Below are 12,213 nucleotides of genomic sequence, written 5' to 3'. Positions count from 1 at the left end.
CCGTCGGAGGCTCTTCTAAGACCTGCGCTCGCGTCACACCCGCATCGGCATCACGACGTAGACGGCGGTCGTGTCGCTGCCCTCGCGCATCAGGGTCGGGTCGCCCGAGGAATTGAACAGGAACACGGCGTTCTCGCGGTCCACCTGGCTGGCGATTTCAAGCAGGTACTTGGCGTTGAAGCCGATTTCGAGCCGCTCGTCGTCATAGGCGACGGCCAGTTCTTCTTCGGCGGCACCGCTGTCCGGGGCGTTGACCGACAGGACAAGGCGGTCGGCGTCCAGTGCCAGCTTCACGGCGCGCGAGCGTTCCGAGCTGACGGTGGCGACCCGGTCCACGGCCTTGGCGAAGTCGCCGGCGTCCACCTCCATCTTGCGGGTGTTGCCCTGCGGGATCACGCGCGTGTAGTCGGGGAAGGTCCCGTCGATGACCTTGGAGGTCAGGGTGATGTCGGGGGTGGCGAAGCGCACCTTGGTCTCGGACACCGACACGGCGATCTGCATGTCGTCGTCGTCCAGCAGCTTGCGCAGCTCGCCCACCGTCTTGCGCGGCACGATGACCCCGGGCATGCCTTCGGCCCCCTGGGGCAGGTCGGCGTCGATACGGGCCAGGCGGTGGCCGTCGGTGGCCACGCAGCGCAGAACCTGGCCGTCCTCGCCCTGAGAGACGTGCATGTAGACACCGTTGAGGTAATAGCGCGTCTCTTCGGTCGAGATGGCGAATTTCGATTTGTCGAACAGTCGCCGCAGGACCGGCGCGGGGGCCGCGAAGTTGGTCGTGTAGTCCGAGGACGCCATGACCGGGAAGTCTTCCTTGGGCAGGGTGGCCAGCGAGAAGTTGGACCGCCCCGCCTGAATCGACAGGCGGCCCGCGGCGCTGTCTTCGGCCAGCGTGACCAGCGCGCCGTCGGGCAGCTTGCGCACGATCTCGTTGAGCGTCACCGCCGAGACGGTCGTCGCCCCGGCGCGCTCCACCTGGGCCGGGGCCTTGTCGACCACTTCGACGTCGAGGTCGGTGGCGCGAAACTGTACATCGCTGTCCTCGGCCTCGATCAGGACATTGGCGAGGATCGGGATGGTATTGCGCCGTTCCACCACGGATTGCGCCTGCGCCACCGCCTTGAGCAACACGCCGCGTTCGATGCTGAATTTCATAGCCCTCGCTCCGTCCTTTGCGGCCCCGCCCGATCCGGACCGGCGGCGCCGGGGTGGCGACCCTACAGGCGTCGCCGTGTCATACACGCCTTTTGATGGACTGTCCGCGCGCGGGGCACAAGGGTCAACCGCCCCGGCCCCGACGCGCGCCGATTCCGGGCGCGCGTGGCGGACGGGCTATTCCTGAAGCGCCCGTTGCAGCAGTTCCAGATCGTCGGCGACCTGGCTGTCGGTCTGGCGCAATTCCTCGATCTTGCGGATGCCGTGCATGATCGTCGTGTGATCGCGCTTGCCGAACTTGCGGCCGATCTCAGGCAGCGACCGGCTGGTCATGTTCTTGCACAGCCACATGGCGATCTGGCGCGGGCGGGCCAGGTTGCGCGGCCGGCGCGGGCCCAGCATGTCCGACAGCCGGATGGCGTAGTGTTCGGACACCTTGCGCTGGATTTCCTCGATGGTGACCTTGCGGTCCGAGGCGCGCAGGATGTCCGACAGGCAATCCTGCGCCAGCTCCATCGTCACCTCGCGCCCGACGAGCGAGGCAAAGGCAAAGAGCCGGGTCAAGGCCCCTTCGAGGATGCGCACGTTGGACGAGATCCGGTGGGCCAGGAACTCCAGCACCCCCGGGGCGACCTCGACCCCGGGATAGATCGCGCGGTACATCTCCTGCTTGGCGTGCAGGATACCGAGGCGCAACTCGTAATCGGTTGGGTGCAGGTCCACGACAAGGCCGCACTGCAGCCGCGAGCGGATGCGTTCCGAGACGTCCTTGAGCTCGCCCGGGGCGCGGTCGGCCGAGATGATCAGCTGCTTGTTCTGATCCACCAGGGCGTTGAAGGTGTGAAAGAACTCCTCCTGCGTGCTTTCCTTGCCGGCCAGGAACTGAATGTCGTCGACCATGAGCACATCGACCGAGCGGAACATCTGCTTGAAGTCCATCATCTTGCGATCGCGCAGCGCCGAGATGAAGCGATAGATGAACTGGTCGGCAGAGATATAGAGCACGTTGAGATGGGGCTGGCGGTGCGCCAGATCGTGCGCGATGGCGTGCATCAGGTGCGTCTTGCCCAGCCCCACGCCACCGTAGAGAAACAGCGGGTTAAAGGTGACTTGGCCGCCCTCGGCCACGCGCTTGGCCGCGGCATGGGCCAGTTCGTTCGGCTTGCCCACCACGAAGGTGTCGAAGGTGAAACGCTGGTCAGGCCGGGGCTCGCCCGTCGCGCCGGGGTCGGGGGCGGCATCGGCGGGCTTGGCGGCGGGTGCCGTGGGGCCGGGCGCGACCGGCTCGGCGACGGCAAAGGCCAGGCGCTGCACGCCAGCACCCTTGCGGTTGAGATGATAGATAATCTGGTCGCCAAAGGTCTTGCCGACATAATCCCCCATGAAGGCGTTGGGCACGTCGATATGCGCGACCCCTTCGTTGAGCGACGACAGGACCAGCGGCTCGATCCAGTTCTTGTAATTGCTCGCCCCGACTGCGCGTCGGATGTCTTCCTTCACCGCGCCCCATTCCTGCTGTGTCATTCCGTCCCGACGCCCTTGTTCTTTTGCCCTGTCCCAAGCGACCGGTTTGCCGGCCACCCTGCACGCACAACGCTCCTGTCAGGCATCCGTCAAGCGTCAGGGCAAAGAGGGTCCCACCCGCCGAAACACGTTCCGGCGGCCACTCTTCTTCCCAAACCCGGAGCCGGGCGGCACCACTGCGGGAGTGGCCCGAAACGGCGCTGCGGCCGACGGAACCGTGGAAACGGGAGGGCCGGTCGGACCGGTCGTCGCCTTCGCCGGCGTCCCAATGGATCTGCCCGGTACCGCAATTCCGCCGCAACGCTGCAGCTACCCCCGGGCCGATCCCCCATCTTCCCCCAGGAACGATGTGAATCGCTGGAAGACCATAGCTATCGCGCGACGCGCTTTTCAACTGCAAGGTTGGCCTTGACGAGGTGGCCGGAGAGAACGAATCCGGACGGGGATTGAATCCCAAGGGAAAGTCCTGACGGCCTGTGGCGCAGAAACGACAAGGGGCACCCCGCCGGGTGCCCCTTGCCTGTTGCCGATGGGCACGTATGGCCCGATTCTGCCTAGCCGAGCGCCTTGATGCGCGCGCTGAGGCGCGACACCTTCCGCGCCGCCGTGTTCTTGTGCAGCACGCCCTTGGTGACGCCGCGCATCAGTTCCGGCTGGGCCTTTTCAAAGGCGCTGCGGGCCGCGTCCTTGTCGCCTGCGGCGATGGCTTCCTCGACGCGGCGCAGGTAGGTGCGGATGCGCGAGCGGCGGGCCTTGTTGACGGCATAGCGGCGCTCGGTCTGGCGGGCGCGCTTCTTGGACTGGGGATTGTTTGCCATGTGCGGGTCTCTTTCGTCGGGTCGTTACAAACTGCAAGTGCACGGGACGTCCCGACCCCGGGTTCGCTACCGGGCGATTCTGGCCAGAGCGGGCCGCACGCGCATGTCTGAGGCGACGTATACAGCGTTTCGCCGCGCCTGCAAACAGATTTTGCGCCCTCCCCGCGCCCGCCTCAGCGGTCGCGGAACTGCGGTTCGCGTTTTTCGGTGAAGGCGGCCATGCCCTCGGACCGGTCCTCGGTGGCAAAGAGCGAGACGAACAGGCGGCGTTCGTAGGTCAGCCCCTCGGCGAGGGTCGTCTCGTAGGCACGGTTGACGGCGTCCTTGGCGGCCATCGTGGCCAGCAGCGATTTCTCGGCGATCTTTCCGGCGGTCGCCAGCGCCTCGTCCTTGAGCTTCTTGGCCGGCACCACGCGCGAGACCAAGCCGCAACTCTCGGCCTCGGTGGCGTCCATGAACCGGCCCGTCAGGTGCATGTCCATGGATTTCGATTTGCCCACGAAGCGGGTCAGCCGCTGGGTGCCGCCGATCCCGGCGATGACGCCCAGATTGATCTCGGGCTGGCCGAACTTCGCCGTCTCCGCGGCAATGATGAAATCGCACATCATGGCCAGCTCGCAGCCGCCGCCGAGGGCATAGCCCGACACGGCGGCCACGATGGGCTTGCGCACCCGCAGGAACCGGTCGCTCTCGGTGCCGAAAAAGTTGCGTTTGTACATCTCGACGAAGCCCTTGTCGGCCATCTCGGTCACGTCCGCGCCGGCGGCGAAGGCCTTCTCCGATCCGGTGATGACGATGCAGCGCACCTTGTCGCTGGCGTCGGCCTCCTCCAGGGCGGAGGCCAGTTCGCCCAGCAGCTTGCTGTTGAGCGCGTTCAGCGCCTCGGGCCGGTTCAAGGTGATCAGCGCGACGTGATCCTTGATCTCGACGTTGATCGTTTCGTAGGCCATTTGCGCCCTCCTGCGGGTTGCCGGGTGGGTCAGCGTTAGCAGAGGCGGACCAGGGATCAAGCTATCTTTGGCAGCGCGGGCAGTAGAAGGTGGATCGGCCCGATTGCACGATACGGCGGATATGGCCGGGGCAGTCCGGCGTTGGGCAGGGGGCGCCCTCGCGGCCGTAGGCATTGAAAACATGCTGGAAATAGCCAAGCGCGCCGTCGGCCTGACGATGGTCGCGCAGCGACGAGCCCCCCGCCGCGATCGCCTCGGACAGGACCGCGCGGATGATCGGCACGAGGGCCGCGGCGCGCGCCGGCCCGACACGTCCGGCCTTGCGGCGCGGATTGATTCCGGCCCGGTGCAGGGCCTCGCAGACGTAGATGTTGCCCAGCCCGGCGACGACGCGCTGGTCCAGCAAGGCCGCCTTGACGGGCGTGTTGCGCCCACGCAGCGCGGCCACCAGGCCAGGTTCGTCGAAGGCATTGCCCAGCGGTTCGGGGCCGAGATCGTCCAGCAGCCAGTGCCCGCCCGCGCTCGCAAACAGGTCCATGGCCCCGAAACGGCGCGCATCGTTGAAGGTGACCCGCGCGCCGTTGTCCATGTCCAGAACGACATGGTCGTGCTTCGCAGGCGCGGGATGGGCGTGGTGGAACACGCCGACGGTCTGACCCGACACCGTCATCCGCCCCGACATGCCGAGATGGATCAACAGGGTCTCGCCCCGGTCTAGATCGGCGAGGATGTATTTCGACCGCCGCCGCAGCGCCGTCACCCGTGCCCCGGTCAGGCGGGCGGCCATGTCCGCCGGGAAGGGCCAGCGCAGGTCGGGGCGGTTAACCGCCGCATGCGCGATCACCGCCCCCTCCATCGCGGGGGCCAGCCCGCGGCGCACGGTTTCGACTTCGGGCAGTTCGGGCATGGCGTCACGGGTTGTGGCGGGGTGGCGCAAAGGTAAGCACGCCGCGCCGCGGCGCAAGCGCAAAGGGCAATCGCGCACCAGGCCGCTGATATCCTGCGTCAGAAAGTGGGTTTGTGTCGGATCGGACTTAGCTGTAGGTGCAGACTGACGGAGCAGGGGCCAGGCGCAGACCATGACCGAGACCGACCGCACCACACATTTCGGATACGAGACCATCCCTGAAGAGGACAAGGCCGGCCGCGTGCGCGGCGTGTTTTCCAGCGTGGCCGACAAGTACGACGTGATGAACGATGCCATGTCGCTGGGCATTCACCGCCTGTGGAAGGATGCCATGATGGACTGGCTCGCCCCGCGGCCCGGCCAGCGCCTGCTCGACGTGGCCGGCGGCACCGGCGATATCGCCTTTCGGTTTCTAGACCGTGCCGGGCAGTCCGAGGCCACGGTGCTGGACCTGACCGCGCCCATGCTGGACGCGGGCCGCAAACGGGCCGAGGCCGCCGACCGGGCCGACAGCCTGGATTGGGTGGTGGGCGATGCCATGGCGCTGCCCTTCGCCGACAACAGTTTCGACGTCTACACCATCAGTTTCGGCATACGGAACGTGACCCGGCCGCAGGACGCCCTGGCCGAAGCGTTCCGGGTGCTGCGCCCCGGCGGGCGGCTCATGGTGCTTGAGTTCAGCCAGATCCCCAACGACCTGATGCAGCGGCTCTACGATGTCTATTCCTTTAACGCGATCCCGGTGATGGGCCGGGTCATCACCGGCGACCGCGAGAGTTATCAGTACCTGGTGGAGTCGATCCGCCGCTTTCCCGACCAGGAGACCTTCCTGTCCATGGTCCGGCAGGCGGGGTTAGAGAACGCGAAGTACCGGAACCTGTCCATGGGCATCGCCTGCCTGCACTCGGGCTGGAAGCTCTGAATGCGCGGGCCGCACAATATCTTTCTTCTGGTGCGGACCGGCGCGACGCTGGAACGCAACGGGGCGATGGCCGACATCATGCAGGCGCTCGAGGTGCCGCGCGCGGCACGCGTCGCCCTGCGCGCGCTGGCCTGGCCCTTCAAGTGGCTGGGCTATGGCGGCGACGAGAGCCTGCCGCCGGTGGCACGGGCGCTGACGGCCATGGGGCCGGCCTACATAAAGTTCGGCCAGATCCTCTCGACCCGGCCGGACGTGGTCGGCGACGACCTGACGCTGCAACTGCGGCTGTTGCAGGACAAGCTGCCGCCCTTTCCCATCGAGACGGCCCGCGCCACGGTGGCCTACGAACTGGGCCGCCCGTCGGACGAGGTCTTTTCCGAATTTTCCGAGCCCGTCGCCGCGGCCTCGATCGCGCAGGTGCACCGCGCGCGGCTGGTCGACGGGGATCGCGACGTGGCCGTCAAGGTGCTGCGCCCCGGCATCGAACGGGCCTTTCGACGCGACATCGACACCTTCTATTTCGCGGCTGGTCTCGTGGCCAAGTTCCTGCCCGGCTCGCGCCGGCTGCGCCCTGTCGAGGTGATCGAACACTTCGAAAGCACGGTGCTGGGCGAGCTTGACCTTCGGCTGGAAAGCGCCTCGGCCTCGGAGTTTGCTGACAACACGCGAGATGACGACGGTTTCCGGCTGCCGCAGGTGCTATGGAACCATTCCTCGCGCCGGGTCATGACCATGACCTGGGCCGACGGGATCAATGCCGGCGACGTTGAGGCGCTGCGCGCCGCGGGCCACGACATGACCGGGCTGAGCCAGCGGGTGATCCAGCTGTTCCTGAGCCACGCCCTGCGCGACGGCTATTTTCACGCCGACATGCACCACGGTAACCTCAAGATCGCGCCCAACGGCGACATCATCGCCTATGACTTCGGGATCATGGGCCATATCGACGAATACACGCGCCGGGTCTACGCCGAGATCCTCTATGGGTTCATCAAGCGCGACTACCAGCGTGTCGCCGAGGTGCATTTCGAGGCCGGCTACGTGCCCGCCGACCGCGACGTGGACGAGTTCGCCCGCGCCCTGCGCGCGGTGGGCGAGCCGATCTTCGGCATGGATGCCAGCCGCATTTCCATGGGCAAGTTGCTGGCCTATCTCTTCGAAGTGACCGAGCGCTTCGGCATGGAAACGCGCACCGAGCTGATCCTGCTGCAGCGGACCATGGTGGTTGTCGAGGGGGTGGCGCGCACGCTGGACCCGCGGATGAACATCTGGGACGCGGCCAAGCCGGTGGTGGAACGCTACATCGCCGAGAGCATCGGCCCCCGCGCGGTGGCCCGCGACCTGGCCAAGACCGCGCGGGTGCTGGCCCGGTTCGGCCCGCGCCTGCCCGCCCTCGCCGAGGAGGCCCTGATCCGCCTCTCGCGCGAAGAATCGCCGCCGCCGACACCGCGGCGCTGGCACGCGCTGGTCTGGGCCGCGGCCGGCGGGGCGATCGGCGCGGCGGCGGTTGCGCTGCTCGCGCTGTTATAGACCCGCCTCGCGCAGGGCGCTGACCTGCGTGGCCGGGACCGCCGCGCCGCCCTCAAGCATCAGGTGCGTCTCGCCGCCCTCGGCGCGAACCTCGGTGACACGGGCGTAGATCTCGGCGGGGGACTCGGCCAGGACCTCCTCGCCGGCATAGCTGACGACGGTGAAACCGTAGCGGCCCTCCGGCAGCGGTGTGCCGTCCGCCGCTTGCCCCGGCCAGTCGAAGGCATCGCCAGAGGCAGGGATGTTCAGCCGCTGCACCTCGGCGCCGCGGGCGTCGGTCACGACCAGTTCAGCGCGATCGGCGGCCGGGGCAGGAGCGGGGGCCACGGTGATCGGGTCTCCGTCGAACTGGCCCGGCACCGCGGCACGCGCCTCGCGGCCAACCCAGCCCGCCATCTGCGCCATGTCCGTCGCGCCCATCTGGCCGATCATGGACTCCAGCAGATCGTTGGTCAGGACCTGTTGCTCCACGCCCGAGAACGTGGCCAGCTGAGTCGCGAATTTCTCGGACTCGGTGGGGTTCAGCGGGTCCTGGTTTTCCATTTGCACGGTCAGCATCTTGAGGAACGTCTCGAAATCCGAACTGATGACAGCCTCGGGCGTTTCCGTGCCCGACGCGGCGGCTCGGGCGGTGTCAGGGGGCGTCTGCGTGATTTCCATGGTCGTGGTCCTATAGTTTCAGGTCGAGGCCGCCGCCGAGCACGATCCCTCGGCGCGGCGGTTGCGGGTCGGTCGCGTCGGTCAAGGTCCGCTCGGGGGCGCTGGCAGCCTGGCGTCCAGGGTGGTCATGGGCGCGATCCTCGCGGCTCTCGCCCTCGAAATGGAACCCGACATCACCGTAGCCCAGCGCCGCGAATTCCCGGGCCAGGCTGTCGGTGTGCCGGCGCAGAAGGTCCGCGGTCTCGGGGCGTTCCGCGGTGATCGATACGGTCAGCCCTCCTTCGGCCCCCGAAAGCGACAGGCGCACCCGGCCCAGTTCCTCGGGGTTGAGCCGCAGTTCGGTGTGCCCGCTCTCGGAGACGGAGACACTCACCGCGATCTGCTGCGCGATCTGCGCCGGCACGGCTCGAGCGGCGGGCGGCGTTGCCGGTCCAGCCGATGATGCCCCGGCGGAAGGGCGTTCCCCGGTCGATCCCGCCGCAAGGTCGCCAAGGGGCAGGGCGGCGTCCTCGACAGGCTGGCGGGCCATTTGGTCGGTCGACATGAGCATGGCACGGAAGGGCGCAGGCAGGGGCGAGGCAGGGGCGGCAACGGCGACGCGCTGGCTCGCGGACAGCGCCGGGCCAGCCACCTGTGCCGTTTCGGTGCCCGCGGGCCGGTCGCGCTGCGCCGCACTGCGCGGTTCGGGCCGCGGCGGTGGCGCTTGCCCGCCCCCGATGGGCATTCCAGTTCGCCCGCTCGGGTCACGACCCGCTGGCGCCCCAGACACATGACTGGCTTGCGTTGGTTGGTTTATCGACTGTTCTGCGCGCGGGTGCATCAGATCGGCCCCGGATCGCGGCTGATGGGCCGCGTCAGGCTGCCGGCCAGACGGGCCCGAAGCGGACCCCTCCTGCAGCGGGACTCGGCCCGCCATGGGCGCCCAGTCCACAATGCCCGGCACAGCCGCCAGCCCGGGGCCGGGTGGATTTTCTCTTGCCCGCGGCACCCCCCCGCTGACATCGCCAGTCGGGGTGCGCGGCGGCCGCTCGCTGGCTTGAGGTGCCTTCACCACGGCCTCGCTCGGGTCTTGGGCCTTGCCGTCAGTGCGATTTTCGGGGGGGCGCGTTTCCGCAGCGGGCGACTGCACCGCGCCGTCGGAAAGCCCCATGACGCTGGCATCGCCCTCCGATGGCGTGCCCTCGGCAACAGCGGCACCCGGACTGGGGGTGTCAGCCAGGCGAGTCTCGTGGGTCTCTTCCGGGGCAACAGGTTGGTCGAGACCCTCCCGATCGCCTGACTTCGAAGGCTGCCGCGACATCACACCGGCGAAGCCGCCACGCGGCCCGCTTCCCTCCGGCACGGGGCCGTCCTGCGCGGCCCGCATCCTGCTGAGGACAGGGCCTCGCGCCGGCCCGTCGTGCGGCGGAAAAGGGGTTTGCATGGGAATCATCAAAGGGCTCCGGCGGTTGTTGCATGTCCCGAATACCCTCTGGGAACTTACTCAATCTTTACCGCGCATCGGCGACAGTCCGACGAATTCGAACAATCGAGAGACCGCTAAGATGATTATTTCGGAAACGCCCCCCGGCCTGCCGCCTGCTCCGCAAGAGGCAGAACGCCTGAAATCTGCCGCAGAACAACTCGAGGCGTCATTTCTGGCGCAGATGCTGAAATCCGCCGGTGTCGGCGAGACGCCGGAAGGGTTCGGCGGCGGGATCGGCGAGGATCAGTTCGCCTCGTTCCTGCGCCGCGAGCAGGCCCGAGAGATGGCCGCGGCCGGTGGAATCGGGCTGGCCCAGAGCCTTTTCGAAGCCACGATGGCAGGCCGCGATGACTGATGTTCTCGACCGTCTGAGTGCGCTTCTCGAGGCCGAACGCCTGGCGCTGCGGCAGGGCGATCTCGCCACGCTGACCGATCTGACCCCCCGGAAAGAGACCCTCGCCGATGACCTGTCCCGGCTTGCAACGCTGTCGCAGGCGCAACGCGACGAGATGCAGTTCTTGCTGGAACGCAACCGCCGCCTTCTGGCGGCGGCGCGCGATGGCGTGCGCGACGTACAGGCGCGGCTGCAGGAACAACAGCGCCTGCGCCAGGGCATGACGACCTACGATCGGAGCGGGCAGGAGAGCCGTATCGGCCCGGCCCGGCCCGGCACCGAGCGGCGCTTCTGAGGCTCAGCAGACACCGCCGGATTCATCTAAAATTGCGATGATCGACCACAGAAATGTTCGGATCACGTTAAGTCACGGTTAGGTCGCGCCGGCACAGGTTTCCCCTGCATCCGATGGGATGGCGCACTGCCGCGACCGGCAGCCGCAATCGTCAGAAGGACGTCACGTCCGGCCCTGTCCGGGGCCGGTCCCTGAAAACCCCGGCGCAAAACGCGCCTCCAACACACAGGACCAGACACATGTCCAGTATTCTGACCAACAACAGTGCAATGACCGCCCTTCAGACCCTGAAGGGCATCAACAGTGACCTCGCCAAGACCCAGTCCGAGATCTCGACCGGCAAGTCCGTGGCCAACGCCAAGGACAATGCGGCCATCTGGTCGGTTTCCAAGGTGATGGAATCCGACGTGAAGGGCTTCAAGGCCATTTCCGAAAGCCTGTCGCTGGGCGAATCGACCGTTGCCGTCGCCCGACAGGGTGCCGAGACCGTCACCGACCTTCTGACCCAGATGAAGGGCAAGATCGTCGCGGCCCAGGAAGAGAACGTCGACCGCTCCAAGATCCAGACCGACATCGACCAGCTGACCAAGCAGATCGGCTCGGTCGTGGACGCGGCGCAGTTCAACGGGCTGAATCTGATCAATGGCAGCAGCAACGATTCGGTGAACGTCCTGTCGTCGCTCGATCGCGATTCGTCCGGCAACGTGGCGCGCAACGAGATCGAGGTGGGCCGCCAGAACCTGTCGGTGACAACCGGTACGACACCCACGAGCTTCGGCGGCACCGCGCTTGGATCCAACGCTGACGCCGCACTTCGGATCTCCGATGGCGGGGGCACGGGCGACGCCGCTGTCGCCATCGCCACGGCCGGCGACTCGACGATCGACGGCACAAATGACGAGTCTGTTGCCGGAGGCGGCTCACAAACCATCACGATCGGGCAGGTCGCGGACGGTGACAGCTATCAGATCGATATCGGAGGCCTGGCCATCAATACCGCGGATGGCAGCACCGCAACTGGCGAACGGAGGTTCCAGTACGTCGCGGGGGCAAATGACGGCACCGGAGACGTGGCAAACAACCTCGCCAAACAGATGAACTCGTTTTTCGAAGCAGCAACTGACGCGAGTGCCGCCTACAGCGCGACGGTTCAAAACGGCAACGAGATCGTGATTGAAAACGGGAATGGCGCCAATGACGCTATCAACGTCGGCGTCGGTGCAATGGCTGGCGGCACGCCGGGCTCCTCCGCATCGAGCGGCGGACTGGGCGATCTTCAGAATATCGACGTGACGACCAATTCTGGGGCCACCGGGGCGCTGACCAACATTGAGGGCCTGATCGACAAATCGGTGGACGCGGCCGCCGCCTTCGGTTCGGCCGAGGGCCGGATCTCGACCCAGTCGGATTTCGTCAGCAAGCTGACCGACTCGCTCAACTCGGGCATCGGGTCGCTGGTGGATGCCAACATGGAAGAGACCTCGGCGCGCCTGCAGGCGCTGCAGGTGCAGCAGCAGCTGGGCACGCAGTCGCTGTCGATCGCCAACCAGGCGCCGCAGTCGATCCTGTCGCTGTTCCGCTGACCGCGCTGAGGGG

The 12,213-nt window shown here is 67.1% G+C and carries 12 protein-coding genes; 5 read left to right on the top strand and 7 right to left on the bottom strand.

Annotated features, from left to right (window positions below; all coding sequences use genetic code 11):
- Positions 1–33: 33 nt before the first annotated feature.
- From dnaN to mutM, 5 genes are all read right to left on the bottom strand, one after another.
- Positions 34–1,152, bottom strand: coding sequence for a DNA polymerase III subunit beta (dnaN, locus tag BU124_RS05860; RefSeq protein WP_084861616.1), 1,119 nt, complete (start codon positions 1,150–1,152; stop codon positions 34–36).
- 177 nt (positions 1,153–1,329) lie between these two features.
- Positions 1,330–2,676 carry a chromosomal replication initiator protein DnaA gene (dnaA, locus tag BU124_RS05855; protein ID WP_084861614.1) on the bottom strand — a complete coding sequence of 449 codons (1,347 nt, stop codon included), beginning with the start codon at positions 2,674–2,676 and terminating at the stop codon, positions 1,330–1,332.
- A 554-nt stretch (positions 2,677–3,230) separates the two neighbouring features.
- Positions 3,231–3,494 (bottom strand): 30S ribosomal protein S20, encoded by a 264-nt coding sequence (gene rpsT, locus BU124_RS05850; protein WP_084861613.1) that lies wholly within the window; start codon positions 3,492–3,494, stop codon positions 3,231–3,233.
- A gap of 173 nt (positions 3,495–3,667) precedes the next feature.
- Positions 3,668–4,444, bottom strand: coding sequence for an enoyl-CoA hydratase (locus tag BU124_RS05845; protein ID WP_084861611.1), 777 nt, complete (start codon positions 4,442–4,444; stop codon positions 3,668–3,670).
- Between the two features lie 61 nt (positions 4,445–4,505).
- On the bottom strand, positions 4,506–5,351 hold the full coding sequence (gene mutM / locus BU124_RS05840; protein ID WP_084861609.1) for a bifunctional DNA-formamidopyrimidine glycosylase/DNA-(apurinic or apyrimidinic site) lyase: 846 nt from the start codon (positions 5,349–5,351) through the stop codon (positions 4,506–4,508).
- Between the two features lie 172 nt (positions 5,352–5,523).
- Between mutM and ubiE the strand changes: the two genes are divergently transcribed.
- Positions 5,524–6,273: a bifunctional demethylmenaquinone methyltransferase/2-methoxy-6-polyprenyl-1,4-benzoquinol methylase UbiE gene (gene ubiE, locus BU124_RS05835; RefSeq protein ID WP_084861607.1), complete on the top strand. Its 750-nt coding sequence runs from the start codon at positions 5,524–5,526 to the stop codon at positions 6,271–6,273.
- Positions 6,274–7,803 (top strand): 2-polyprenylphenol 6-hydroxylase, encoded by a 1,530-nt coding sequence (gene ubiB / locus BU124_RS05830; protein WP_084861606.1) that lies wholly within the window; start codon positions 6,274–6,276, stop codon positions 7,801–7,803.
- Here ubiB and BU124_RS05825 read toward each other — a convergent pair.
- Complete coding sequence (locus BU124_RS05825) at positions 7,798–8,463, bottom strand: flagellar hook capping FlgD N-terminal domain-containing protein (protein WP_084861604.1); 666 nt, start codon at positions 8,461–8,463, stop codon at positions 7,798–7,800. The genes ubiB and BU124_RS05825 overlap by 6 nt on opposite strands.
- Before the next feature lie 10 nt (positions 8,464–8,473).
- On the bottom strand, positions 8,474–9,187 hold the full coding sequence (locus BU124_RS14750) for a flagellar hook-length control protein FliK (RefSeq protein WP_179141871.1): 714 nt from the start codon (positions 9,185–9,187) through the stop codon (positions 8,474–8,476).
- 820 nt (positions 9,188–10,007) lie between these two features.
- Between BU124_RS14750 and BU124_RS05815 the strand changes: the two genes are divergently transcribed.
- From BU124_RS05815 to BU124_RS15115, 3 genes are all read left to right on the top strand, one after another.
- Positions 10,008–10,283, top strand: coding sequence for a rod-binding protein (locus BU124_RS05815; RefSeq protein WP_084861600.1), 276 nt, complete (start codon positions 10,008–10,010; stop codon positions 10,281–10,283).
- Positions 10,276–10,617 carry a hypothetical protein gene (locus BU124_RS05810; protein WP_084861598.1) on the top strand — a complete coding sequence of 114 codons (342 nt, stop codon included), beginning with the start codon at positions 10,276–10,278 and terminating at the stop codon, positions 10,615–10,617. Before BU124_RS05815 ends, BU124_RS05810 begins: the two co-directional genes overlap by 8 nt.
- A 239-nt stretch (positions 10,618–10,856) precedes the next feature.
- Positions 10,857–12,200 (top strand): flagellin N-terminal helical domain-containing protein, encoded by a 1,344-nt coding sequence (locus tag BU124_RS15115; RefSeq protein WP_084861596.1) that lies wholly within the window; start codon positions 10,857–10,859, stop codon positions 12,198–12,200.
- Positions 12,201–12,213 lie beyond the last annotated feature (13 nt).

This window comes from Salibaculum halophilum, from assembly GCF_002094885.1.
Lineage (GTDB): Bacteria > Pseudomonadota > Alphaproteobacteria > Rhodobacterales > Rhodobacteraceae > Salibaculum > Salibaculum halophilum.
This window is presented reverse-complemented; position numbering and strand designations above follow the sequence as displayed.